The organism is Actinomadura sp. 6N118, assembly GCF_044326415.1.
GTDB lineage: Bacteria > Actinomycetota > Actinomycetes > Streptosporangiales > Streptosporangiaceae > Spirillospora.
Genome location: NZ_JBIRAZ010000004.1, coordinates 268,604 through 293,615 on the forward strand (window position 1 = coordinate 268,604; position 25,012 = coordinate 293,615).

Here is a 25,012-nt window from a genome sequence, read left to right on the forward strand (position 1 = left end):
CCTTGGACTTCCAATATTTGGAAGCTAAAGTAATTCCTCGTGGCCGACTCAGTCAATTCCCTCGATCCCATCGCCGAAGCTCACCACCAGTGGAGCGCCCGGTGGCCCGAGCACGCCGACCGCATGGCCGCCGTCACCTCGGTGATGCGGGTCCAGCAGCTGCTGCTGAGCCAGATCGAGGCGGCCCTCAAACCGCACGGCCTCACCTTCGCAGCCTACGAGGCCCTGCGGCTGCTCGCCTTCACCCGTTCGGGTGCCCTGCCCATGGGCAAGATGGGCGTACGCCTGATGGTGCATCCGGCCTCGGTGACCAACGTGATCGGGCGGCTGGAGCGGCGCGGGCTCGTGCGGCGCCGCCCCTCCCCCGATGACCGCCGGATCGTGCTCGCCGAGATCACCCCGGCCGGGCGCGAGCTCGCCGAGGAGGCGACGGACGCCCTCCACGAGGCGTCGTTCGGGCTCCCGGACGTGACCGCCGAGGAGGCCACCGGCCTCACCGCGGCCCTGCGCGCGGTCCGCGTCGCCGTCGGCGAGGTCGAACCACAGCCGGAGGACTCCGCGGGCTGACGGGTCAGCGGGAGGATTCCCCGGGCTGGCGGGTCAGCGTTCGCGCACCCAGGCGTCGATGAGGTCGGCCATCTGGGGCCGGGACTCACGGAAGTAGTGCTCGTCCTTGATGAACTCCAGGCGCTTGTCCTGTGCGGCGAGAGCCCCGTGGACGGCCTGGGCGTCGCTGTCGTACACGCACTCGTCCGCGGTCGCGTGGATCACCAGCGACGGGACGGTGATGCGCCGGAGGTGCGGCGCCGCGACGCACTGGGACGTGCGCAGGCTCCACATCGACAACCAGGTGCGCAGCGTGCACAGCGAGCCGATGCCGAAGACGCCGTAGTTGGCCTTGACCGGTTCGCCCTGGTAGCACCAGTTCGGCCTGCGGTCCGACGGCTCGATGGAGGGGTCGATCATCCGCAGGTCGGCCCAGGTGCGGTGGAGGTTGAAGAGCTGGTCGCGGGCGCGGGTGCCCTGGAGGGCGGCGAGCCGTTCGAGTGCCCAGCCGGTGATCCGTTCGTTGCGGGCGCGCTGCGCGGCGCGGTAGCGCGCCTGGAACCCGGCGCTGTAGGGCGGGCCGTTCTCCGGGTTGAACGGGTCGAGCGCCGGATCCACCGAGAGCGCGTCGGTCTCGTCGGTGATCGAGGGGTCCATCCATGCGGTGAGCACCTCGGGCCGGCCGGAGTGCGCGGCCAATGCGACGAACAGGTCTCCGGCGGGCAGATCCTCGATCGCGGACACGGGCCGCATCCCGGCGACCGGCGTCACGTTCGGCTCCAGCGCCTGGGACTGGTAGGCGGCCATGAGCGAGCCGCCCCCGGAGTTGCCGAGCAGCACCACGCGTTCGGCACCGGCCTGCTCCCGGAGCCACCGCACTCCGACGCCGATCTCGGCGAGCGCGTGATCGAGCAGGAAGTACGCCTCGGCGCCGCGGAACCGGGTGTTCCAGCCGAGGAAGCCGTATCCGCGTTCGGCCAGGTAGGAGGCGAGATAGTGCTCGGAGAAGTCGATGTTGTAGTGCGTGGCGATGAACGCGGTCCGCGGGGGCGCCCCCGCCGGCCGGTGATAGACGCCCTGGCACGGGTGGCCGCCCGCGCCCGCCCTGCCGATGAGGGGCGACGGCAACCCCACGAACTCCCTGACGACCTCGGTCATCCCGGCCTCCCAGCATCGAACCGAATTCCGTTCGAAGGCTAGCGTCCGAGCCGGCTGCGGGCTCAGCGTTGTCCGGGCTCGGCGTTTGTGCGGGCTCGGCGTTTGTGCGGGCTCAGCGTTTGAGCGCCAGTCCGATGTGCACGCCGAGTTCCTCGTACAGAGCGAGGTCGGTGAGCGTAAAGGCCGGCCGGTCGGGCTTCCTGACCAGGAGCAGGACACCGAGCGGACCGGGCGTCTCGTCGCGCAGGGCGACACCGACGGCGAACGCCGCGTTCAGCTCCTTGGGCAGGGGGCAGCCGGTCTGGCTCCGCCCGAGCACCCCTTCCTCCCGCAGGGGGATGTGCAGCATGGACTCACCGGTCTCGACGATGGTCTGCGCGACCAGGGAGCCGTCGGGATCCAGCCGCTCCAGGGCCCGGCAGGTCACCACGCCGTCCGGTTCCTCCGGCGTGCCCACCGGACCGGCCACGACCGCCCTGCGGAGCACGCCCCCGCGGAGCAGGTCGATCACGGCGAAGTCGCAGCACTCGGCGGCCAGCAGGGCCGCGGCGTCGCCGAGCATCTCCGGCCCGGAGACCGCCGGCGCGCTGAGGAGGAGCCGGGTCATCCGCCCCATGATGTCGAGCCGGCGCAGCTGGGCGGCCTCGGCCATGAGGTCGTGATGGCCACCGTGGTTCGCGAAGACGTCCAGGGTGACCAGGACCACCGGGCGCTCGCCGGGGTGCGGGAAGATCCGCGCCAGCCGGAGTTCGAGCGGCGGCGTGCAGCCGGTCCTCGAGCCCACCCGGCCGACGACCGACCCCGGGCGGCCCTCGCTCAGCACGTCGGCGAGCTCACAGCGGAACGTCGTCCGCCATGGCTGCTCGACGAAGACCGCGAAGGGCCTGCCCACGGCGCGGACGGCGGTGACGCCGAGGAGCCCGGTGCCCCGGCGGTTGAGCCCGCGGATCACACCGGAGTCGTCGAGCACGAAGGCGGGTGACGGCAGCTCCTGGAAAGCGCGGCTCATGAGTTCCAGCTGCAGGTCGGTGTCACCACAGGGCAGCGCCAGCCGTTCGACCTCCTCTGAGCAGACCCGGAGTTCCTCTTCGGCGTTCTCCAGCTCCAGCAGCGCCGCCTTGAGCGTCGGCGCCGCGCGCATGGCGTTGATGCGTCCGGCGAAAGCGTCGAGGTCCTTCCGGATGGCCGTGAAATCCAGGTGTGAGGCCATCGCGCGCCCCTCCCACGAGCAGCCAACCCTTATCCGGTATTCTGCCCGCTTTCCACTTCAGGGGAAGAGTTGAGGTCCGGTCATCGAGCTGCCGGCGGCCGGCCTCCCCGGGGCCGACCGGCCGTGGAGCAGGCCTCGCTGCGCGCTCCCCGCGCCGGGTATGTACCTTTGTGCCGGTCCTATGGCGATGATTCGGTCACAGTGTCGTGGCGGCGCCAGGGACGGGGAGGTACGGCGATGGGCGACCCGGCCGAGGACGTCACCTACGGCGGTTATCTGCGGCTCGACCGCTTGCTGGCGTGTCAGGAGCCGCGCACCGGCGCGCACGACGAGCTGCTGTTCGTGATCATTCATCAGGTCTATGAGCTGTGGTTCAAGCAGCTCCTGCACGAGGCGGCACTGCTGCAACGGCGGCTGGAGGAGGACAACAGCGCGGGCGCGCTGCACACGGCCCGGAGGATCGCCAAGATCCTCAAGACGGTCGTCGGTCAGCTGGACGTCCTCGAGACGATGACGCCCCGCCAGTTCGCGTCGTTCCGGGACGCGCTGGGCTCGTCCAGCGGCTTCCAGTCGGCGCAGTTCCGGGAACTGGAGGCCGTGCTGGGGCGCCGCGAGTTCCCCGCGTCGGACCTGCGCGACGACCAGCGGCTGCAGGCCGCCGTGGCTCGGCGATCGCTGTTCGACTCGCTGCTGCGCTACCTGCAGCTCCAGGGCTTCGACGTGCCGGACGCCGCGCTCCACCGGGACCCGCGCGCACCGTGGCGGCCGGACGAGGACGTACAGCGCACGCTGCTCAAGGTCTACGCCGACGAGAACGGGCCGGCCGCCGAGGTGTGCGAGGCCCTGGTGGACGTGGACGAGGGCATCCAGGAGTGGCGCTACCGGCACGTCAAGATGGTGGAACGTACCATCGGCGCCAAGATCGGCACGGGCGGCTCTGCGGGCGCGGACTACCTGCGCTCGACCCTGTTCAGGCCCGCCTTCCCGGATCTCTGGGAGGTCCGCTCGCAGATCGAGGAGGCCCCCGTCCATGGCGCGTGAATCTGTGACTCGGGATTTCCAGACACGTGACGGCGAACGGGTCGCGATCGTCGGCGGCGGCCTCGCGGGGTGCCTGCTGGCGACGCTGCTGGGCCGGCGCGGCCTCGAGGTGACGCTGTACGAGCGCCGGCCCGATCCGCGGGTCGCCGGCCCGGAGCGTGGGCGGTCCATCAACCTCGCCATCTCGGCGCGCGGGCTGGCGGCGCTCGACGCCGTGGGGTTGCGCGACCAGGCCCTCAAGCGGGCCCTCCCCATGCACGGGCGGATGGTCCACCCGCTGGGGGCGGGGCAGAACTTCCAGCCGTACAGCGCCGACGGTGAACGGGCGATCAATTCGATCAGCCGGGCCGAGCTCAACCAGGCGCTTCTGGACACGGCGGAGGCCACGCCGGGCGTGACCGTGCGGTTCTCCCAGCGGGTGACGGGCGTCGACGCCGGGGTGCTCCAGATACAGGGGCCGGACGGGCCCGTCACCGAACGCGCCGGCGTCGTGCTCGCCGGGGACGGCGCGTACAGTGCCGTGCGGCGGTCGCTGGCCTCCGGCGGCGGTCTCGACGACCGCCAGGACTTCCTGGAGCACGGCTACAAGGAGCTGACCATCCCGCCCCGCGACGGGGACTTCGCGCTGGACCCGGACGCGCTGCACATCTGGCCGCGCGGGACCGCCATGATGATCGCGCTGCCGAACCTCGACCGGTCGTTCACCTGCACGCTGTTCTGGCCGAAGACCGACTTCGAGGCCCTCGACACCGACGCCAAGGTGCGGGCCCACTTCGAGTCGCACTATCCCGACGCCGCCCGCCTGATGCCCGCGCTCACCGACGACTTCACGCACAATCCGGTGGGCTCACTGGTGACCGTCCGCTGCTGGCCCTGGGTCCGGTACGGGCAGGGCGCCGTCGTCGCGCTGCTCGGCGACGCGGCCCACGCGATCGTGCCGTTCTTCGGGCAGGGCGCCAACTGCGCGTTCGAGGACTGCATCGAGATCGACCGGCTCCTGACCGAGGCTGACGGCGACTGGGCGCGCGTGCTCTCGCTCTACCAGGAGCGGCGCAAGGCCAACACCGACGCGATCGCCGAGATGGCCCTCGACAACTTCATCGAGATGCGCGACCGGGTAAGCTCCCCGGTCTACCGGCTGAAGCAGGCCGCCCAGCACGCTCTTGAACGCCGCTCGGCGGGCCGTTACGTCTCCCGGTACGAGCTCGTCTCGTTCAGCACGATGCCGTACGCGCAGATCCCGAGGCGGATCCGGCGGCAGAACCAGGCGGTCGCGGCCGGTGTGCTCGGGACCGCGCTGCTGGCCGGGCTCGCGGTCCGGCGGCTGCGCCGACGGTGCCCGCGCCCGCGCCCTTGACAGGACTACTGCCTGTATTTGACCGAAGACGGTCAGGACTATTGTCGGCGGGCGGGGGCGGACGTAGGCAAGAGGGGAATCCGCCCCGAAGGCGCGGCAGTTCGAAGGAGCGAGCATGGCCACGTACAAGACCCAGATCCAGTGGGGTGGCCCGAATGCCGACTGGCACGACGACGCCGATCTGATCATCACGATCAGGAACCGCGAGGCGGTCGTGCCCGCCGACCAGATGCCCGAGACCGGGACGCAGGTCTCGTGGGCCAGCCCGCGCGGCAACGCCCAGGTCACCTTCTATGACAACGGCGCCCGGTTCTCGGGCTCGGCGCAGTTCAAGGGTGAGGGACCGGTCGGCTACCGCGGCCAGGCCAAGGCATGACGCTCAAGGCATGACTAACAGGGCGTGACGCCGGCGGGCCTCCCCGTGCCCCCCACGGGGAGGCCCGCCCGCGCTGTGCCAAGGTTGGGGCGTGACCGAAGAACCCGTCGACGAACTGCAGTGCTCGGCCAAGGGATGCCGCGCGGACGCCGTATGGGCGCTGCGCTGGAACAACCCCAAGATCCATACGCCGGACCGGCGCAAGATCTGGCTGTCCTGCGACGAGCACCGCGCCGGCCTGTCGGCGTTCCTGGACCGCCGCGACTTCCTGCGCGATGTCGTGCCGGTCGCGGAACGCGACCTGCCGGCCTAGGCCCCGCCGCCCTGTGAGTCGGGTGAGTCAGGGCCGGGCTTCCAGCCCTCGGCCATCGCGGTGAGCCGGGCGGCACCGTCCCGCGCCGGGGCGCCGCGGCCGACCGCCAGTCCCAGCAGGTAGGCGGTGAGCGGAGCGCCCGGCCGCGCCACGCCGTGCGCGACGTCGCGGGCGAGGTCAAGGATCAGATCCCGGTCGACCTCGTCGCGGTCGATCCCGAGTTCGAGGCAGACCGCCTCGATCCATTCCTCCAGCACCGTCATCTTCCCCCTCGGCGTACGTGTGATCTCCACTCTCGCACGATCAGGGGCCACCGGGACGGGCAAGGCGGTCGGCGTGTTCAAGCTCGCCGGGGGTGTCGCAGTCGTACCAGGGCGGTCGCTCCCCCGCCCGGACGGTCACTTTGACGGGATCGAGCGGCCCCAGCAGGCCGCGCAGCGAGGCCCCTTCATAGGCGGCTAGCGCCCTGCGCAGCCCCTCGGTCCGCCAGCACCCCGCGAGCCACTGCTCGCGCCCGCCGTCGTCCAGCAGCACGGCTCCGCCCGCGTCCGCGTCCCGCGCGGCCGCCAGCAACGACGCCACATCGTCCCGGCGCAGGAACGGGAGATCACCCGCGAGCAGCGCCACCCACGGCGCGGAGACCTCGGCAAGGCCCGCCCGCAAGGCCGGCACCGGTCCGGCCCCTGGCGGCTCCTCCCGCACGAACACGGCACGCGCGGGCTCCGGGCGCGGCGGGCCCACGATCACCAGCCGCCGGGCCGCCCCGGCCGCGTCCGCGACGCGGGTGATCAGTGCCCGCCCGCCGACCCGCTCGCCAGGCTTGTCGCCGCCGCCCATCCGACGCGCCCGCCCACCCGCGAGCACCACCGCATCGAACGGCCCAGCGTCGAAAGGCACCGTGTCGAACGGCACCGCGGCGACGTCCTCAGCCCTCGCCATTGCCCCGGGTGCCGCCGGTCTCGCGCTCGTACGCGCTGAGGTTCTGTTCGAGGGCCTTCATCAGCTCCCAGATCTGGCCCGGCGGGACCCGTACCCGCGCCACGACCCGGGCCGGCACATGCACGAACCGCTCTCCGGACGCCGGGTCCTCCGAGACCTCGGGCGGCCGTGTCTCGGTCGCGAAGTCCAGCACGAAACAGTCCTGTGTGCGCCACACCGAGGCGAACCCAGCGTAGGCGCCGACTTCGTTCTCCGGTGGTACGGCGATCTCGACGCGATGTTCCAGTGGCTGGTCCGTCACGGGGCCATCGTCCCATGTGGAACGGGCGGCGACGGCAACGGCGACGGCACCCGCGGAGTCACCCGCCGATCGCCGACATGGGGCGGGCGGGCTGAAGGAACGACGGGTCGTCGATGCCGTGACCCGCGCGCTTGGCCCAGACCGACTTGCGCCAGCGGTCGGCGAGCTCGTCGTCGGAGGCGCCCGCCCGCATCGCGTCGCGCAGATTGGACTCCTCGGTGGCGAACAGGCAGTTGCGGATCTGCCCGTCCGCGGTGAGCCGGACGCGGTCGCAGGCACCGCAGAACGGCCGGGTGACCGAGCCGATGACGCCGACCGTCGCCGGACCGCCGTCGACGTGGAACGACTCAGCGGGGGCGCTGCCGCGCTCCTCCGGCAGCTCGGGGGTCAGCTCGAACGCCTCGCCCAGCAGCGCCAGGATCTCGTCCGCGGTGATCATGTTGTCGCGGGTCCAGCCGTGCTGGGCGTCCAGCGGCATCTGCTCGATGAACCGCAGCCGGTAACCGTGCTCCAGGCAGAAGCGCAGCAGCGGCACCGCCTCGTGATCGTTGATTCCGCGCATCAGCACGGCGTTGATCTTCACCGGGGCCAGCCCGGCGCCGACGGCCGCCGCGAGTCCCTTGAGCACGTCGTCGAGGCGGTCCCGGTGCGCCAGCCGCTTGAAGACCTCGCGGTCCAGCGTGTCCAGCGAGACGTTCACCCGGTCCAGGCCCGCGTCCGCCAGCGGCGCGGCCAGCCGGTCCAGGCCGATCCCGTTGGTGGTCAGCGAGACCTGCGGCTGCGGCGTCAACTCGGCCGTCCGCCGCACGATGTCGGCGATCCCACGGCGCAGCAGAGGCTCCCCGCCCGTGTAGCGGACCTCGGTGATGCCGAGCTCCTCCACGCCCAGCCGGACCAGGCGCACCACCTCGTCGTCGGTGAGCAGTTCGGGTTTGGGCAGCCAGTCCAGCCCCTCAGGCGGCATGCAGTAGGTGCACCGGAGATTGCACCGGTCCGTGAGGGAGACCCGCAGATCGGTCGCGGTACGACCGAAGGTGTCGACCAGCAACGGGCGCCCCTTTCCTGCTGACTGCGGCGGTCCGCCACCGGACCGCCAGCGAAGTAGGTGGATTGCCCCAGCCTATTCGGGTAGTTGACGATCCGTCGCATCCCAGGAGACGGGATCGGCCACGCCAACGGCTCCGTCCCTTGGCGGATCGTACAAGCGATCACTGCACTGGACGCGGGAGGCGCACGTGGCTACGGCACGACTGTGGGAGTTCGCTGGGGTCCGCGGCGCGATCACCGCCCATGCCTGGCACCGTGAGAACCCCCGCTACATAGCGGTTCTCGTCCACGGATATGGCGAGCACCTCGGTCGCTACGAGCACGTCGCCGAGACCCTGGTCCGGCATGGCGCCGTGGTCTGCGGCCCGGATCACCTGGGCCACGGCCGATCCGCCGGCGAGCCGGTCCTGATCGAGGACTTCGCCGACCTCGTGGCCGACCTCCACACGGTCGTGGAATCGGCCCGCGCCGACCACCCGGACCTGCCCGTGGTCATGATCGGCCACTCCATGGGCGGCATGATCGCCGCTCGCTACGCCCAGCTCCACGTGCGCGACCTGACCGCCCTGGTGCTCTCAGGCCCGGTGCTCGGCCGCTGGGACGCCCTCAGCGCCCTCCTCGGCTTCGACGAGATCCCCGACGTCCCCATCGACCCGGATACCCTGTCCCGCGACCCGGGGGTCGGCAAGGCCTACAACGAGGACCCGCTCGTCTGGCATGGCCCGTTCAAGCGCCCGACCCTGCTGGCCCTCGACGCGTGCATCCGGCAGATCGGCGAGCACGGCTCGCTGGGCGATCTGCCCACTCTCTGGGTCCACGGCGCGGACGACCAGCTCGTTCCCCTCGACGGCACCCGTACGGGCATCGAGCAGATCCGCGGCACCGACCTCACCGAGCGGATCTTCTTCGGGGCCCGGCACGAGGTCTTCAACGAGACCAACAAGGCCGAGATCCTCACCGAGGTGACCGCCTTCCTCGACCGCGCCCTGCCCGTCCGGTAGGCCCGCGGCAGTTGCATTCCGGATATTTCGGATAGCTCCGGGCATGGCGAAACACGGGACAGAAGATCCTTTGTACGGTTACTGTCACCCTTCGTGTTGATTTGCCCGCCATATCGCGAGCATCCACCGGGAGCGACGATGAACGAAGCGAACAAGTCCGCCAGGGTCACGGAAGTCGACTACATGGACCTCGTGGACGTCCACCCCGACGTTCACCGGGCGACCGAGCCCGACGAGGAGCAGGTGCTCCGGGATCTCTACGGGGAGCCGGACGCCGACGGCGTCTTCCGCGGCGACGGGGAGGACGCCTGATGGGCACGGCCACCGCGATGATCGCCGAGGCCCGCAAATGGCTGGGCACCTCGGGCCGGCCGAACACCCTCACCCGCGCATACGCCTCCCGCCACGGCGACGGCTTCCTCCGCGCCGCCTGGTGCGACATCGCGGTGACCGAATGGGCCCGCCGCTCCGGCAACGCCAAGGCGGTGCTCCCCGCCGGAGACCGCGCGTACACGGTCTGGCACGCGCAGGACTTCCAGAAGATCAAGCGCTGGTACACCGGCACGGCCGCCAACATCGACAAGGCCAAGCCGGGCGACATCGTCTTCTTCGACTGGGGCTCCTCCAACAGCGTCGGCGCGATCGACCACGTCGGCATCGTCGAGAAGGTCCTCGGCGGCGGACGCGTCCAGACCATCGAAGGCAACACCAGCGACGCCTGCAAACGCCGCGTCCGTTCCGCCTCATCGATCGCCGGATACGGCCGCCCCGCCTACAGCCCCTCGTCAGGCGGCACAGCCCCCAACTGGACGGAGACCATGGTGAAGAAGCTCCCCACCCTCAAGCGCGGCGCCAAGGGCGAGGACGTCCAGTCGCTCCAGGGCCTCCTGCACGCGCGCAGCCACACCGAAGTGAAGATCGACGGAGAGTTCGGCGCGTCGACGGAGAAGGCCGTCCGCGCCGTCCAGCGCTGGGGTGGCGTGCTGGACGACGGCGTCGTCGGCCCGTCCACGTGGCCGGTCCTCCTGCGCGTGCACAAGTGAAGCGGTCGGCGCCGCCGAAGGCCTGATTACAGCCCTCGGGAGAACGCCGTCAACGATCTGACCGGCACCGACACCGGCACCGGCCTCGGTGCCGGTCAGATCGGCGATGGCGTCGCCGATCAGAGGCGCTCATCATGAGGCTCGATCCCGATCGGGAGGGAGCCCACCCAGTGCACAGACCACACCTGGCGACCGCCGGCCTCGCGGCCCTGATCGCGGCGGCGCTCGCCCCCACCGCGCACGCCGCCGCAGCCCCGACCCAGCTGACCACCCCGTGGACCGACCAGGTATCCCCTTCCAACGCGCTCCCCGACTATCCCCGTCCCCAGCTCACCCGCGACCGCTGGCGCAACCTCAACGGGACATGGCAGTTCGCCGAGGCGACTCCCGGCCAGGCGCCGCCCATCGGCACCAAGCTCGGCGAACGCGTCCTCGTCCCCTACCCGGTCGAATCCCTGCTGTCCGGCATCCGGCGGCACGTCGACCACATGTGGTACCGCCGCACGTTCACCGTGCCACCGTCCTGGCGCGGCGACCGCCTGCTCCTGCACTTCCAGGCCGTCGACTATCAGAGCACCGTCTACGTGAACGGAACGCGCGTCGCCACCCACACCGGCGGCTACGACGCGTTCAGCGCCGACATCACCGGCGCGCTGCGCGGCACCGGTCCGCAGGAGCTCATCGTCGGCGTCACCGACACCACCGACATCGCCTCCCAGGCAGTGGGCAAGCAGCGCAAACCCGGCGACGGCATCTTCTACACCCCCTCGTCCGGCATCTGGCAGACGGTCTGGATGGAGCCGGTCGCCCCCGCACACGTCCAGCGCCTGGAAACAACGCCCGACCTGGCGTCCGGCACTCTCCGCCTCACCGCCCGCGCCACGGGCGGCAGTTCGGTCGAAGCGGTCGCCTACGCCGGACACCGCGAGGTGGGCCGCGTCTCCGGCGCTCCCGGTGCTGAGCTGCGTGTGCCCGTTCCCCGAGCCCGGCTCTGGACGCCCGACGACCCGTACCTCTACACGCTGCGCGTCCGGCTCCGCGACGGCGCCCGCGTCGTCGACGAGACCGGGTCGTACTTCGGGATGCGTTCGATCGCCAAGGGCCCGGGAGCCGACGGCAAGGTCCGAATGCTGCTCAACGGCAAGCCCGTGATGCACGTCGGCACGCTCGATCAGGGCTTCTGGCCCGACGGCCTCCACACCGCCCCGACCGACGCCGCCCTGCGCTTCGACCTCGACGCGCACAAGCGGCTCGGATTCAACATGGTGCGCAAGCACATCAAGATCGAGCCCGACCGCTGGTACTACTGGGCCGATCGGCTCGGCCTGCTGGTCTGGCAGGACATGCCCGCCACGTTCGCCGGGCACGATCCGCCCCCCGCCGTCAAAACGCAGTACGAGACCGAGATGCGCGCGATGGTCGACCAGCTGCGCAATCACCCCTCGATCGTCATGTGGGTGCCGTTCAACGAAGGCTGGGGTGAATACGAGCCCCGCCGCATCGCCGACGCCGTCAAGTCGTGGGACCCCAGCCGCCTGGTCAACGCCAACAGCGGCGTCAACTGCTGCGACTCGCTGCCCGACGGCGGCGAGGGCGACATCTACGACAACCACACCTACGTCGGCCCCGGCGCTCCCGCCCCCTCCACCGAACGCGCGGTCGTCGACGGCGAGTACGGCGGCCTGGGCCTGCGCGTCGACGGGCACATGTACGACCCCGAACGCGGCTTCGCGTACGAGATGACACCCGACTCGGCCACCCTCACCCGCCGCTTCACCGAACTCCAAGACCGCATGCTGACGATCAAGCAGCGCTGCGCCGTATCCGGCTCGGTCTACACGCAGATCAGCGACGTCGAGAACGAGCTCAACGGCCTCTACACCTACGACCGCAGAGTCCTCAAGATGGACGCTGCCGCCGTCCGCACGGCCAACCGGAAACTCATCACGTCCACAGGCGGCGAGATCCCACCCCTCCCGCCCGGCAGCCCGAACGCCGTCAGCGTCTACCCGTTCAACGAAGGCACCGGCTCAACGACCGAGGACGCAGCCGGCGACCACGACGCCACCCTCATCAACGGTCCAACCTGGACCACCGGCCACTCCGGCTCGGCCCTGCAGTTCAATGCCACGAACCAGTACGCCGACACAGGCGCGGCCATCCTCGACACCACCGGCAGCTACACCGCCGCCGCATGGGTGAAGCTGGACCGCCTGGGCTCGTTCGCCACCGCCGTGAGTCAGGACGGCGGCACCAACAGCGCGTTCTTCCTCCAATACTCAGGAGCCGACAACCGCTTCGCGTTCAGCTTCGCCGGTCTCCGCGCCTTGGCGCCCACCGCTCCCGACCCCGGCCGCTGGTACCACCTGACCGGCGTCCGTGACGCCGCCAACGGCACGCTCACCCTCTACGTGGACGGCCAGAAGGCCGCCACGGCCGCCGCCTGCCTGGGCGACCCGTCCACCGGCCACACTGTGATCGGCCGCGCCCTGTACGGCGGGAACCAGGTCGACTTCTGGCCGGGCGCCCTGGACGAGATCCGCCTCTACGACCGAGCCCTCTCCCCCACCGAAGTAGAGACCCTCTCCAAGTCCGCCAGATAAGTAGCCAGCGCGAATACAAAGGCCCTGAGCCGGTCAGTCCGTGTACGGACTTCCCGGTCTCAGGGCCCTGGCTCGTCAGCCCTTAATGCAGATGAGCTGGCGCAGGTGCGCGACGACCTCGACGAGGTCGGACTGCGCCTCGATCACCGTTTCCAGGTCCTTGTAGGCACCCGGGATCTCGTCGAGCACGCCGCCGTCCTTGCGGCACTCGACGCCCTTGGTCTGCTCGACCAGGTCCTCGACGGTGAACGACTTGCGCGCCTTGTTACGGCTCATCTTGCGGCCCGCGCCGTGGGACGCGGAGTTGAACGAATCCTCGTTGCCCAGGCCGCGCACGATGTAGGTACCGGTCGCCATCGAACCCGGGATGATCCCGAGGTCTCCCTTGCCCGCGCGGATCGCGCCCTTGCGGGTCACGAGCAGCTCGACGCCGTCGTAGACCTCCTCCGCCACGTAGTTGTGGTGGCAGGAGATGACCTCGCCCCACCGGCAGTGCTTCTCGCCGAAGCGGCGCGTGATCACGTTCTGCGCGAGTGCGATCATGACCGCGCGGTTGCGCCGCGCGTACTCCTGCGCCCAGAACAGGTCCCGGCGGTACTCGTCCATCTTTCGCGTGCCGGTCAGGAAGACCGCGAGGTCCTTGTCCGGCAGGTCCTGGTTGTGCGGAAGCTTCTGGGCGGCCTCGACGTGCTGTTCCGCGAGCTCCTTGCCGATGTTCCGCGACCCGGAATGCAGAACGAGCCAGATCTCGCCCGAATCATCCGCACAAAGCTCAAGGAAGTGGTTGCCGCCGCCAAGGCTGCCCATTTGCGCACGGGCTCGACCAAAACGGCCGCGGACTCCGGGGTGAAGGTCGTCGAAGTCCTTCCAGAAGTCGTACCAGCCGCGTTCCTTGAGGCCAGGGAGTGCGGACGGGTCCACCGGCTCCTTGTGGGAGTAGCGGCCGACCGGGATCGCCTTTTCGAGGCGGCTGCGCAGGCCCGCGAGGTCATCGGGCATGTCGTCGACCGTGAGGCTCGACTTGACCGCGGTCATGCCGCAGCCGATGTCGACGCCGACCGCGGCCGGCGAGACCGCGTCCCGCATCGCGATGACGGACCCGACGGTCGCACCCTTGCCGTAGTGCACGTCAGGCATGACCGCGAGGCCTTCGATCCAGGGAAGGCCCGACACGTTCTTGAGCTGGTCGAGCGCCTGGTCCTCAACGGTGGCCGGGTCGGTCCAGAGGCGGATTGGAACACGGCCGCCCTTGAGCGTCTGGTACGGCATCACCTGCTCCTCTCCGTTGTGAGGGATCCGAACCGTGATCTATGACGCCAGAGATCACCGATCCGGTTCAACTCATTTTCCCTCGTCCTCGGGCTGGGGGACGCTGCGGGTCTCGCCGGTTCGGTGGGTCAGGCCGCGGGAGTCCAGGTGGTGGAGGAGGGCCATGGCCACGCGGCGGGTGGTGTTGAGGGCTTGGCGGGCCTGGCTGACGGTGAAGGGCTGCGGGAGGGTCTTGAGGATTCTGAGGGCCTCGTCGTCGGCGCCCGGGAGGAGGACGATGCCGTCGGGGAGGCGGAGGATGGCGCCTGTTCGTTCGGCCGCCGCGATGACGTGCGAGGTGAGGCCCAGGTCAGTGAGGCGGTCGGCTGTCGGGGCGCCGAACGGAGACGTGCCCAGATCGGCGGTCAGGCGTTTGACGGCGTCGGCGGCCTGGGGCGGGAGGCCCGTGTCGGGGCCGTAGACGCGGCCTTCGGTCAGGCGGAGGGGCGGACGGACCAGCGAGGCGACCAGCTGGCGGGAGGGGAGGCCCAAGCGGAGGCGGAGGGCTTCGACGGGGATGCCCGGGGCCAGAGGGTGGGCGGCTGCGTGCTCAGCCAGCTCGTCCGTGAGTTTGTGGTGGAGCTCCTCCCAGTACGCCGGGTCCGCCAGCCACTCTGTGCCGAGCGGGACGGCGTCCGGGGGCGGGGTGCAGCCCATGATGCTGAGGTCGTCACGGCGCAGGACACCGCGGCGGCGCAACACGAGCTTGCCGCCAGGGCGGTTGGGCCATGATGCGAGCTCACGGGCGCGCGCCGCCCCCGCGCCGCGGCGGACGAGGGTGGGTGGGCGGACGTCCAGGATGCCCACCCCAGCGACGGCGCGGCGGCCGGGGTCGCGGAGGAGGGCGACGTCGCCGACGTGGAGGGGCAGGCGGGCGTTCAGGGTGAGGCGTGCGGTGTCGGGGCCGAGGGGGCGCAGGCGGACGGGCGTCGCGGACGAGCCGAGGTGCAGGATCATCTGGCGGGCGAGCCGGCCGGAGGGTTCGTCGGAGGAGACGCGCACGTCGATGCAGGTCGTGAACGTCCACTTGCCTGGAGTGACCAGGGCCATTCCGCGCTCGATGCGGTCGCGGTCGACGCCGCGGAGGTTGAGGGCGACGCGAGCGACGCCGCTGACGGTTTCTTGCGGTTCCTTGGCTGATTCCAGTGCGCGGACGCGGACGCGTTCACCGGCGGGCATGAGGAGGAGTTCGTCGCCCACGGTGATGGTGCCTGCGGCGAGCGTGCCGGTGACGACGGTGCCGCTGCCGGCGATAGTGAACGCCCGGTCGATCCAGAGCCGTACGGGCGCCTCGGGGTCGGGCACCGGGAGGCGGGCCGCGAGGCGGTCGAGCGCGGCGGTCAGCTCGGGCAGTCCGGCGCCGGTGGTGGCGCTGACGGTGACCGCCTCGCAGGCCCGCAGGGTCGTTTTGGCCAGGCGCTCGCGGGCTTGGCGCAGTGCGAGCTTGGGGTCCGCCACGTCTGAACGGGTGATGACGAGGACGCCGTGGCTGACTCCAAGGGCGTCGATGGCCGCCAGGTGCTCTTCTGTTTGCGGCATCCACCCCTCGTCGGCGGCCACCGCCAGGAGGACGGCCGGGACGGGGCCGACTCCGGCGAGCATGGTGGTGACGAACTTCTCGTGGCCCGGGACGTCGACGAAGGCGAGTTGCTCCCCGGAGGGGAGGGTCGTCCACGCGAAGCCCAGGTCCAGGGTCAGGCCGCGGCGGCGTTCCTCGGCGAGCCGGTCGGGCTCCATGCCGGTGAGCGCGCGGACGAGGGTCGACTTGCCGTGGTCGACATGGCCGGCGGTGGCGACGACCTGCATCAGACCTCTGCTTCCTTGGACGCGAGGACGGCGACCTGGAGGGGGCCGTCGTCGGCGGGGCCGGTGGAACGAAGGTCGAGCAGGAGCCGGCCGTTCTCGATACGGCCGATGACCCTCCGGGCACGGAGCGGGGATTCATAGGTGGCGGGGAGCGAGATCGCGGCACTGGGCAGGTCCACGCCGGGCGCACCCCCGCCGCCGACCGCGGCGGTCGTGTCGACTGCGAGGGCGTCGATGCCTTGGGCGGCCATGTCCTTGGCGAGGACTTCGGCGCGGGCGCGCAGATCCCGTACCGGGGTGTGGAGCATGCGGTCCACGGGAGGGCGGGGCCCGCGAAGGGTGGCTTCGAGCGCGGCGAGCGTGAGCTTGTCGACGCGGAGTGCGCGGTAGAGGGGATGGCGGCGAAGCTGCTCGACGCGGTCGCGTTTGCCGAGGATCAGCCCGCCTTGGGGGCCGCCGAGCAGCTTGTCAGCGCTGGCGGTGACCAGGTCGGCACCGGCGTTGAGCACGGTGGTCGCGTCGGGCTCGTCTGGCAGCGCCGGATCCGGCGCGAGGAGGCCGGAGCCGATGTCGACGACCAGGGGGACGTCGAAGGCGGCCAGGGCGTCGACCGGGGCCGACGCGGTGAAGCCCTCGATCCGGAAGTTCGACGGGTGGACCTTGAGGATGAAGCCGGTGCCGGGCCCGATCGCGGCGGCGTAGTCGCCGGCCGTCGTGCGGTTGGTGGTGCCGACCTCGCGGAGCCGGGCACCGGTCGTCTCCAGCAGGTCGGGCAGGCGGAACCCGTCGCCGATCTCGACCATCTCGCCGCGGCTGATGATGATCTCGCGGCCCGCCGCGAGCGCGGTGGCCGCGAGGACGAGCGCGGCGGCGTTGTTGTTCACGATCTGGACGGCCTCAGCGGCTGGGCACGCCTCCCGGAGGGCCGCCAATGTGCCGCCGCCGCGCGGGCCACGCCGACCAGTGGCCAGGTCGTACTCGACGTCGGCGCAGCCGGCGGCAGCGGTGAGCGCGGTGCGGGCCGCGTCGGAGAGCGGCGCCCGGCCGAGGTTGGTGTGCAGCAGGACACCGGTGGCGTTGATGACGGGCCGCAGCGTGGTCGCGTGCTCGGGCAGCTCCGCCAGCGCGGCCTCGGCGACCGCGGCGGGCGGGATCTCGCCGTTGCGGACCCGCTGCTGGGCCGCACCGACCGCGCACTTCACGATCGCCCGGCCGAGCCGCTCGGCTGCGTGCGCCAGCCGGGGGTCGGCCATGACGGCGTCGGTACGGGGAACCTGTCTCCGTGGGTCCACGCCAAGCCACCTTATGGACGCCGGGGCCTCCGGTGAAAGCCGATCGTGCTCACACTCTGAGATCAGCGCCCGAAGCGCGAAAAGTGTCACAGTACGCGCCGGAAGGGCTACCAAGCGGAGCTTGTCCATTGATGGTGGCGGGTGGGGGCTGGAGGACGGTTACAGATTCGCACTACTTTTTGTTCGCCCTACTTCGGCACTATGCCGAAGTGGTCTCGTTCGGCAGCGTGCGCCACGAAGTCGTCCACCATCCGGTGCACCAGCGTGGCGAGCAGGCGGCGATCCTCCCCTGACCACTCCGACAGCGCCTCGTCCATCCAGCGCCGGCCGACGGCGCGCAGGCACTCGACGGCGTCGCGGCCCGAATCGCGGAGGCGGATCCGCTGGGCACGCCGGTCATCGGGGTCGGGTACCCGTTCCACGTAGCCGGCCTTCTCCAGGCGTTGCAGCTGGCGGGTGACGTGCGGCGCCTCGACGGCCAGGCGGGCCGCCAGCTCGCCCGGGCGCATGGGCCCGTCCGCGTCCGCGAGCAGGCGCAGCAGCGGCACCGCGGCGCGGTCGACCGGCACGCCGGCGGCGGCGACGGTCCGGTCGTGCTGCTTGGCGCGGGTGAGCAGATGGGAGATGCGGGTGAGGGCCCGCTCGATCTCCGCGATGTCTGCGGGAACGTCGTCCCGCGCCTGGCGTGAGGGCATGTGATCAAGCCTACTGTCTATTTACTTAACTTAAGTAAGTACAATCGCGATCATGTCGTCCGCTCCCCCCACCGAGGTCTCCGTGCACACCGGACCCTCCGGCCAGACCGCGCATGCCGGGCTCACCCTCCTCGCGCTCGCCACGGCCGGGGCTGTCGTCTCGGTACAGCAGACCCTGGTGATCCCGCTGCTGCCCCGCCTCATGACCCAGTTCGATGCCTCGGTCACGTCGGTGACGTGGGTGTTCACCGCCTCCCTGCTCGCCGGGGCGGTGGCCACGCCGCTGCTGTCGCGCTTCGGTGACATGTACGGCAAGAAGAAGATGATCCTCGTGACGATGGGCCTGCTGGTGGCGGGCTCGGTCATCTGCGCGCTGTCGGGCTCGCTCGGCGTCCTCATCGCGGGACGGGCGCTCCAGGGCACCTCGGCGGCGATGATCCCGCTGGCCATCGGGATGATCCGGGACACCTTCCCGCCGGAGCGCGTGACCACCGCGATCGGGATCGTCAGCGCCACCATGGGCGTGGGCGGCACGATCGGGATGATCGTCACCGGCCTCGTCGCCGACCACGTGACCGGCCACCATCCGATGTTCTGGATCGCGGCCGGCCTGGCCGCCGCCGGCCTGGTGCTGATCGCGTTCAGCGCGCCGGACGTCGGCGGGCGCACCGGCGGGCGGCCCGACCTGCTCGGCGCGGCGGTGCTGGCGGGGTGGCTGGTCTGCCTGCTGATGGCCATCAGCGTGGGCAACAGCTGGGGATGGTCGTCGGCCGGGGTGCTGGGCCTGTTCGCGGGCTCGGCGATCCTGTGCGCGCTGTGGGTGCTGGTCGAGCTCCGCGTGCGCGAGCCGCTCGTCCGGCTTGGCCTGCTCATCGGGCCCAAGTCGCTGTCGGCCAACATCGCCTCGGTCCTGCTCGGTTTCTCGATGTTCGCCGCGTTCACGCTGATCTCCAACTTCGTCCAGTCCCCCAAGGACGAGGTCGGATACGGCCTCAGCGGCTCGGTCCTGGACGTCGGCCTCTACATGCTGCCGAGCACCGTCACGATGCTGATCTTCTCCTCGCTGGCCGGGCGCGTCGCGGCCCGCGTGGGCCCCGCCTTCACGCTGGCCATCGGCTCGTTCTTCGCCGGGCTGAGCTACCTGTGGCTGGCGGTGTCGAACGCGCACGGCTACGACATGCTCGCCTTCAGCGCACTGCAGGGTGTCGGGTTCGGCATCGCGTACGCGGCGCTCGGCACGCTCGCCGTCCAGCATGTGCCGATGGACCAGAGCGGCATCGCGAGCGGGATCAACTCGCTGGTCCGCACGACCGGCGGCAGCATCGCGGGCGCCGTGACGGCGGCGGTCCTCAGCGGCCGCACGATCGCCGGCACGTCCGTGCCGACGCTCGGCGCCTACGAGTTGTGCTTCTTCATCGTCGCCGCCGGCGCGGCCCTGGCCGCCGCGGTCGCCGTGGTGCACGGTCTCCGCCACGGACCTCGGACCTCTTGACTAACCGGCCTCCGGACCGACCCAATAGGGGGACGCCCCGAATGGGCAATTGGGGCGCAGGACTCTGTGGAACAGGGAAGCAGGGCACCTGAACCGGAGGTTGACATGGGCGCCTACGCGGCCGCGTACGAACGCAGCATCGCCGACCCCACCCGGTTCTGGGGGCTCGCCGCGCGCGACGTCCGGTGGCTCGTGCCGCCGGACCGGGTGCTCGACGACGGGGCGCCGCCGTTCTACCGCTGGTTCACCGGCGGTGAGCTCAACACGTGCGACAACGCGCTGGACCGGCATGTGGAGGACGGCCGCGGCGACCAGGCCGCGCTGATCTACGACAGCCCGGTCACCGGCACCGTCGCGACCTACACCTACCGCCAGCTGACCGAGCTGGTGGCGCGGTTCGCCGGCGCCCTGCGCGAGCTCGGCGTCGACCGCGGCGACCGGGTGGTCATCTACCTGCCGATGATCCCGGAGGCGGTCATCGCCATGCTCGCCTGCGCCCGGCTGGGCGCGGTGCACTCGGTGGTGTTCGGCGGGTTCGCGGCCAAGGAGCTGGCGGTACGGATCGACCATGCGCGGCCCAAGGTCGTCGTTTCGGCGTCCTGCGGCATCGAGGGCGGCCGGATCATCGCGTACAAGCCGCTGCTGGACAAGGCGCTGGAGCTGGCCACCCACAAGGTCGACCGGTGCGTCGTCCGGCAGCGTCCGCAACTGCACGCCGATCTGGCCCGGCCACGCGACATCGACTGGGACGAGGCGGTCGCGCGGGCGGTGCCCGCGGACTGCGTCCCGGTCGCCGCCACCGACCCGCTCTACATCCTCTACACGTCGGGCACCACCGGCCGCCCCAAGGGCGTGGTCCGTGACAACGGCGGGCACGCCGTGGCGCTGCGCTGGTCGATGGAGAACATCTACGGCGTCGGTCCAGGTGATGTGTTCTGGGCGGCCTCCGACGTCGGCTGGGTCGTCGGCCACTCCTACATCGTGTACGCGCCGCTGCTCACCGGGTGCACGACCGTCCTGTACGAGGGCAAGCCCGTCGGCACACCGGACGCCGGGGCCTTCTGGCGGGTCGCCTCGCAGCACCGGGTCAAGGCGCTCTTCACCGCCCCCACCGCCATCCGGGCCGTCAAGAAGGAGGACCCGGACGGGGCGTTGCTCGCCGGGTACGACCTGTCGGCCATGGACACCCTCTTCCTGGCCGGAGAGCGGCTGGACCCCGACACCTACCACTGGGCGGCACGGGTGCTGGACAAGCCGGTCATCGACCACTGGTGGCAGACCGAGACCGGCTGGCCCATCGTGGCGAACCTGCGGGGCCTGGAGCCGATGCCGGTGAAGCCCGGCTCCCCCACCGTGGCGGTGCCCGGGTACGACGTGCGGGTGCTGGCGCCGGACGGCACCAGCGCCACCCCCGGCACCGACGGCGACATCGTGGTCCGGCTGCCCCTGCCGCCGGGCACCCTCTCCACGTTGTGGCAGGACGATGAGCGCTTCGTCGAGTCCTACCTCACCCGCCATCCCGGGCACTACCTCACCGGCGACGGCGGACGCGTCGACGCGGACGGCTACGTCTGGGTCATGGGCCGCACCGACGACGTCATCAACGTGGCGGGGCACCGGCTGTCCACCGGCACGATGGAAGAAGTCATCGCGGCACACCCGGCGGTGGCCGAATGCGCCGTGATCGGCGTCCAGGACGAGCTCAAGGGCCAGGTGCCCTGCGGCCTGGTCGTGCTCAAGAGCGGCGCCGACGTGGACCGGGCGACCCTCCGCGGCGAGCTGGTGGCGATGGTCCGCGAGCAGGTCGGACCGGTCGCCGCGTTCAAGGAGATCTCGGTCGTGCCGGCCCTGCCCAAGACCCGCTCGGGCAAGATCCTTCGCGGCGCGATGCGCGGCATCGCCGACGGCCACGACGTGACGGTGCCCTCGACGATCGAGGACCCGGCCGTGCTCGACGAGCTCCGGCCCGTCCTGCGGCCACCGACCGGCCGGCTTCCCCAGTAGTCCGAGATTCAGAAGTCCGCCGAATTCAGTAGTTCGCGGACTTCCTGGGCCAGAACGCAGCCACCAGGTAGACGCCGACCACCGCGAAGCCGATCTGGAAGAGCGTCTCCCAGAAGTTCCATCCGGAGGTCTTCAGGTCGAACAGGTGCGCGAGGCCCGTCCCGGCGAACGCGGCGATGATGCCGACGGCGACGGTGAGCCAGACGGGCATGCTCTGCTTGCCCGGCACGATCAGTCGCCCGATGGCACCGATGATGGCCCCGAAGACAAGGGCGGTGATAATCCCCCCGATGGTCATTTCCGCTCCCTCGGTCGTATGGTCTCCGCTCCACCCGACAGCGGAGCGCCACCGGGTGAATACCCAAGGTCAGGATCATTGACACGAACGGGGCGCATCAGGACCGGACCAGCGCCCAGGCCGGCCTAGCGCACTACGAGGGTGTGCCTGCCTCGCCCGACCAGCTCGCCCACCACGGGGGCGCCGGGGATCTCACCCGCGACCAGGAGGCCGCCGGAGGTCTGCGCGTCGGCCAGCAGCAGCCGTTCGGCCTCGGCGATCCGGCCGAAGTCGGTGTGCGGCGCGACCCAGGCGAGGTTGCGCCGCGAGCCTCCCGGGATGAAGCCGTCGCGCACCGCGTCGCGGGCACCGTCCAGGTAGGGCACGGCGGCCGCGTTCACCACGGCCGTGACACCGCTCGCGCGCGCCAGCTTGTAGAGGTGCCCGAGAAGGCCGAAGCCGGTGACGTCGGTGGCGCAGCGGATACCGCGTTCAAGGGCGAGCCGGCCCGCCACCGCGTTCAGCGTGGTCATGACCTCGACGGCCTGGCCGAACACCTCTCCGGTGGCCTTGTGGCGGGCGTTCAGCACGCCGATGCCGAGCGGTTTGGTCAGCGACAGCGGGGTCCCCGGGCGTCCCGCGTCCAGCCGGAGCAGGCGGCCGGGGTCGGCGATCCCGGTGACGGCAAGGCCGTACTTGGGCTCCGGGTCGTCGATGCTGTGGCCGCCCGCGATCGGGCAGCCCGCCAGGGCCGCGACGTCACGGCCACCGCGCAGCACCTCCTTGGCCACCGCCCACGGCAGCGCGTCCCGCGGCCAGCCCAGGAGGTTGATCGCCATGATGGGCTCGCCGCCCACCGCGTAGACGTCCGAGAGCGCGTTGGCCGCCGCGATCCGGCCCCAGTCGTAGGCGTCGTCGACCACCGGGGTGAAGAAGTCGGCGGTGGAGACGACCGCGCGGTCCCCCTCGATCCGGAGCACGGCGGCGTCGTCCCCGTCCGCGGCGCCCATCAGGAGCGCGTCCGGAACGGCCGCTCCGGAGAGCCCGGCGACGGCCTCCTCGAGCTCTCCCGGGGGGATCTTGCAGGCACATCCCCCGCCGCGGGCGTACTGGGTCAGGCGAAGGCCGGCCGGCACGGAGTCCACAGCGGGAACCTATCCCACCATCCACCTAAATGATCAAGGAGCGGACGGTGCCGGTCCGGCTACACACGGACCACATCCGGCCGCGACCAGCAGGGCGGCCCGTTCGCACCGCCTCACAGACCCTTCCCCGAAAACCATGAACCCTTGCCCGAACCCCGTTCGGCATGATGCGATTCTGCCCTGCAAGTAACCAGTTACTTCCGCGAAGGGCGCGCATATGGACGAGGCCGGAATCCCCGACGGACAGACGATCTGCACGAGGCTGGCCGCCACCGCGCGAGAGCACGGCGACCTGGCCGCCTACTCCGATCGCGACGGCGCCGGATGGCGGACGCTGAGCTGGGGCGAGACGCGGCGGCGGGCGCTGGAGACGGCCGCCGGATTCGCCGCACTGGGCCTGGAACCCGGCGACGTGGTGGCGCTGATGATGCCCAACCGGTCCGAGCACATCCTTGCCGATCTGGGGGCGATGCACGCGGGAGGCGTGCCGTCGACCGTCTACGCGACCCTGGCACCCGATCAGATCGGCTTCGTCGCACGCGACTGCTCGGCCACGTACGCCGTCCTGGACGGGCAGGACCAGCTCGGCCGGTGGCTGCCGGTCCTGGACGAGCTGCCCGCGCTGCGCAAGGTCATCGTGGTGGACGCGGCGGCGTGCCCGCCCGGCGAGAGGTTCATGACCTGGCAGGCGTTCAGCGAACTCGGCCGTGAGCGCCTGGCGGCCGACCCCGCCGCCGTCGACCGCCGCTGGCAGGCGGTCACGCCGTCCGGCACCGCGACGCTGCTCTACACCTCGGGCACGACCGGCGACCCCAAGGGTGTGATCATCACGCACTCGATGGCGTTGCACGAGTGCGCCATGGTGGAGCGCAGCTCGGTCCTGCCCGAACGGAGCGTCGGCATCTCCTACCTGCCGTTCGCGCACATCGCCGACCGGGTGCTCAGCTACTACCTGCCGGTCACCCGCGCCTCGCACGTGTACTTCTGCCCGGACCCGGCACAGCTCACCACCGTGCTCCGCGAGGTCCGGCCACACTCGTTCTTCGGCGTGCCCCGGGTCTGGGAGAAGATCATGGCGGGTGTCCAGGCGGTGCTGGCGGGCGAGCAGGACGAGGCGAAGAAGGCCGCGGTCCACGGTGCGCTGGACGTCGGCCGCCGATACGTGACCAGCCTGGAGTACGGCAACACCACCCCGCCGGAGCTGGCCGCCGCGTTCGAACGTACCGACGCCGCCGTGCTCACCCCGATGCGCGCGCTGCTCGGCCTCGACCGGGTGGGCCAGGCCTCCAGCGCCGCCGCGCCGCTGCCGGAGGAGGTCGCGCGGTTCTTCGCCGGGCTGGGTCTCAAGATCTTCGACGCGTACGGCATGACCGAGACGACCGGGGCCGTCACGGCCAACCTCAGCGACTCGTTCAAGCTCGGCACGGTCGGCCGCGCGTTCGACGGCGTGGAACTGCGGCTGGCCGAGGACGGCGAGATCCTCGTGCGCGGCGCCACCTGCACACCTGGCTACCTCGGCCGGCCCGAGGCGACCGCGGAGCTGCTCGACCAGGACGGCTGGGTGCACACCGGCGATCTCGGTGTGCTGGACGAGGACGGCTTCCTCACGGTCGTCGACCGCAAGAAGGAGCTCATCATCACCGCGGGCGGCGAGAACATCGCCCCGTCGATGATCGAGAACATGCTCAAGGAACATCCGCTGGTCGGCCAGGCGCTCGCGTACGGCGACCGGCGGCCCTACGTGGTCGCGCTGGTGACCCTGGACGGCGAGGTCGCGCCCGTCTGGGCGGCGGCGCACGGCGCCGACACCGCCGATCTGGCGGCCCTCGCCGAGCACCCGCTGGTCGTGGCGGAGGTCGCCCAGGCGGTCGAGGACGCCAACGCCCGCCTGGCCCGCGTCCAGCAGGTCAAGAAGTGGCGGCTGCTGCCCGCCGAGTGGACCGCCGAGAGCGAGGAGCTGACGCCGACCCTCAAGCTCAAGCGCCGCGTCGTCCACGGCAAGTACGGGGACGCCATCGAGGATCTCTACAGGTGAGCGGCGTACGGTGGGGTCACGTC

General features: G+C 71.0%; 24 protein-coding genes. 12 read left to right on the forward strand and 12 right to left on the reverse strand.

Features of this window, described 5'->3' with window-relative positions; all coding sequences use genetic code 11:
- Window positions 1-39: 39 nt before the first annotated feature.
- Window positions 40-567, forward strand: coding sequence for a MarR family transcriptional regulator (locus tag ACH34W_RS12040; RefSeq protein WP_395960880.1), 528 nt, complete (start codon window positions 40-42; stop codon window positions 565-567).
- 33 nt (window positions 568-600) lie between these two features.
- Here ACH34W_RS12040 and ACH34W_RS12045 read toward each other — a convergent pair whose 3' ends face one another.
- Entirely contained in the window at window positions 601-1,704 is a 1,104-nt protein-coding gene (locus ACH34W_RS12045; protein ID WP_395960881.1) for an alpha/beta hydrolase, read from the reverse strand.
- Window positions 1,705-1,816: 112 nt separating this feature from the next.
- The gene (locus ACH34W_RS12050) at window positions 1,817-2,914 is read right to left on the reverse strand and encodes a PAS domain-containing protein (RefSeq protein ID WP_395960882.1); all 1,098 of its coding nucleotides are present in this window, start codon (window positions 2,912-2,914) and stop codon (window positions 1,817-1,819) included.
- 237 nt (window positions 2,915-3,151) lie between these two features.
- Here ACH34W_RS12050 and ACH34W_RS12055 point away from each other — a divergent pair, with 237 nt between their 5' ends.
- The 4 genes from ACH34W_RS12055 (at window position 3,152) to ACH34W_RS12070 (ending at window position 6,001) form a co-directional block, all read left to right on the forward strand.
- Entirely contained in the window at window positions 3,152-3,955 is an 804-nt protein-coding gene (locus tag ACH34W_RS12055; protein ID WP_395960883.1) for a tryptophan 2,3-dioxygenase, read from the forward strand.
- Window positions 3,945-5,312, forward strand: a complete 1,368-nt coding sequence (locus tag ACH34W_RS12060; protein ID WP_395960884.1) for an FAD-dependent oxidoreductase — start codon at window positions 3,945-3,947, stop codon at window positions 5,310-5,312. Before ACH34W_RS12055 ends, ACH34W_RS12060 begins: the two co-directional genes overlap by 11 nt.
- 115 nt (window positions 5,313-5,427) lie before the next feature.
- A complete protein-coding gene (locus ACH34W_RS12065; protein WP_151560679.1) occupies window positions 5,428-5,688 on the forward strand; it encodes a hypothetical protein in 261 nt (86 codons plus the stop codon).
- 91 nt (window positions 5,689-5,779) lie between these two features.
- Window positions 5,780-6,001 (forward strand): hypothetical protein, encoded by a 222-nt coding sequence (locus ACH34W_RS12070; protein WP_395960885.1) that lies wholly within the window; start codon window positions 5,780-5,782, stop codon window positions 5,999-6,001.
- Here the strand turns inward: ACH34W_RS12070 and ACH34W_RS12075 are convergent.
- The 4 genes from ACH34W_RS12075 to moaA are packed head-to-tail and all read right to left on the reverse strand — an operon-like array spanning window position 5,998 to window position 8,289.
- The gene (locus tag ACH34W_RS12075) at window positions 5,998-6,294 is read right to left on the reverse strand and encodes a DUF6457 domain-containing protein (protein WP_395960886.1); all 297 of its coding nucleotides are present in this window, start codon (window positions 6,292-6,294) and stop codon (window positions 5,998-6,000) included. The two genes, ACH34W_RS12070 and ACH34W_RS12075, sit on opposite strands and share 4 nt — an antisense overlap.
- A 10-nt stretch (window positions 6,295-6,304) precedes the next feature.
- The gene (locus tag ACH34W_RS12080; RefSeq protein ID WP_395960887.1) at window positions 6,305-6,940 is read right to left on the reverse strand and encodes a molybdenum cofactor guanylyltransferase; all 636 of its coding nucleotides are present in this window, start codon (window positions 6,938-6,940) and stop codon (window positions 6,305-6,307) included.
- A complete protein-coding gene (locus ACH34W_RS12085) occupies window positions 6,927-7,241 on the reverse strand; it encodes a DUF3467 domain-containing protein (RefSeq protein WP_395960888.1) in 315 nt (104 codons plus the stop codon). Before ACH34W_RS12085 ends, ACH34W_RS12080 begins: the two co-directional genes overlap by 14 nt.
- 58 nt (window positions 7,242-7,299) lie before the next feature.
- Window positions 7,300-8,289, reverse strand: a complete 990-nt coding sequence (moaA, locus tag ACH34W_RS12090) for a GTP 3',8-cyclase MoaA (protein ID WP_395960889.1) — start codon at window positions 8,287-8,289, stop codon at window positions 7,300-7,302.
- A 187-nt stretch (window positions 8,290-8,476) separates the two neighbouring features.
- Between moaA and ACH34W_RS12095 the strand changes: the two genes are divergently transcribed.
- From ACH34W_RS12095 to ACH34W_RS12110, 4 genes are all read left to right on the forward strand, one after another.
- A complete protein-coding gene (locus ACH34W_RS12095) occupies window positions 8,477-9,289 on the forward strand; it encodes a lysophospholipase (protein WP_395960890.1) in 813 nt (270 codons plus the stop codon).
- Window positions 9,290-9,427: 138 nt separating this feature from the next.
- Window positions 9,428-9,601 carry a hypothetical protein gene (locus tag ACH34W_RS12100; RefSeq protein ID WP_395960891.1) on the forward strand — a complete coding sequence of 58 codons (174 nt, stop codon included), beginning with the start codon at window positions 9,428-9,430 and terminating at the stop codon, window positions 9,599-9,601.
- The gene (locus tag ACH34W_RS12105) at window positions 9,601-10,332 is read left to right on the forward strand and encodes a peptidoglycan-binding protein (RefSeq protein ID WP_395960892.1); all 732 of its coding nucleotides are present in this window, start codon (window positions 9,601-9,603) and stop codon (window positions 10,330-10,332) included. Before ACH34W_RS12100 ends, ACH34W_RS12105 begins: the two co-directional genes overlap by 1 nt.
- A 170-nt stretch (window positions 10,333-10,502) precedes the next feature.
- The gene (locus tag ACH34W_RS12110) at window positions 10,503-12,935 is read left to right on the forward strand and encodes a LamG-like jellyroll fold domain-containing protein (protein WP_395960893.1); all 2,433 of its coding nucleotides are present in this window, start codon (window positions 10,503-10,505) and stop codon (window positions 12,933-12,935) included.
- Between the two features lie 75 nt (window positions 12,936-13,010).
- Here ACH34W_RS12110 and ACH34W_RS12115 read toward each other — a convergent pair whose 3' ends face one another.
- From ACH34W_RS12115 to ACH34W_RS12130, 4 genes are all read right to left on the reverse strand, one after another.
- Window positions 13,011-14,204, reverse strand: a complete 1,194-nt coding sequence (locus ACH34W_RS12115; protein ID WP_395960894.1) for an RtcB family protein — start codon at window positions 14,202-14,204, stop codon at window positions 13,011-13,013.
- 72 nt (window positions 14,205-14,276) lie between these two features.
- Complete coding sequence (gene selB, locus ACH34W_RS12120) at window positions 14,277-16,049, reverse strand: selenocysteine-specific translation elongation factor (RefSeq protein WP_395960895.1); 1,773 nt, start codon at window positions 16,047-16,049, stop codon at window positions 14,277-14,279.
- Entirely contained in the window at window positions 16,049-17,341 is a 1,293-nt protein-coding gene (gene selA / locus ACH34W_RS12125; protein WP_395960896.1) for an L-seryl-tRNA(Sec) selenium transferase, read from the reverse strand. Before selA ends, selB begins: the two co-directional genes overlap by 1 nt.
- 188 nt (window positions 17,342-17,529) lie before the next feature.
- Window positions 17,530-18,036, reverse strand: coding sequence for a MarR family winged helix-turn-helix transcriptional regulator (locus ACH34W_RS12130; RefSeq protein ID WP_395960897.1), 507 nt, complete (start codon window positions 18,034-18,036; stop codon window positions 17,530-17,532).
- Window positions 18,037-18,088: 52 nt separating this feature from the next.
- On the opposite strand from ACH34W_RS12130, the gene ACH34W_RS12135 reads away from it, so the two are divergent.
- Both ACH34W_RS12135 and ACH34W_RS12140 read left to right on the forward strand, forming a co-directional pair.
- Window positions 18,089-19,528 carry an MFS transporter gene (locus ACH34W_RS12135; protein ID WP_395960898.1) on the forward strand — a complete coding sequence of 480 codons (1,440 nt, stop codon included), beginning with the start codon at window positions 18,089-18,091 and terminating at the stop codon, window positions 19,526-19,528.
- Window positions 19,529-19,633: 105 nt separating this feature from the next.
- Window positions 19,634-21,532, forward strand: coding sequence for a propionyl-CoA synthetase (locus tag ACH34W_RS12140; protein WP_395960899.1), 1,899 nt, complete (start codon window positions 19,634-19,636; stop codon window positions 21,530-21,532).
- Between the two features lie 25 nt (window positions 21,533-21,557).
- Here the strand turns inward: ACH34W_RS12140 and ACH34W_RS12145 are convergent, their stop codons facing one another.
- The gene (locus ACH34W_RS12145; RefSeq protein ID WP_395960900.1) at window positions 21,558-21,830 is read right to left on the reverse strand and encodes a GlsB/YeaQ/YmgE family stress response membrane protein; all 273 of its coding nucleotides are present in this window, start codon (window positions 21,828-21,830) and stop codon (window positions 21,558-21,560) included.
- A gap of 125 nt (window positions 21,831-21,955) precedes the next feature.
- Window positions 21,956-22,945: a selenide, water dikinase SelD gene (selD, locus tag ACH34W_RS12150; RefSeq protein WP_395961180.1), complete on the reverse strand. Its 990-nt coding sequence runs from the start codon at window positions 22,943-22,945 to the stop codon at window positions 21,956-21,958.
- A gap of 226 nt (window positions 22,946-23,171) precedes the next feature.
- Between selD and ACH34W_RS12155 the strand changes: the two genes are divergently transcribed.
- Complete coding sequence (locus tag ACH34W_RS12155) at window positions 23,172-24,989, forward strand: AMP-dependent synthetase/ligase (RefSeq protein ID WP_395960901.1); 1,818 nt, start codon at window positions 23,172-23,174, stop codon at window positions 24,987-24,989.
- Window positions 24,990-25,012: the final 23 nt, after the last annotated feature.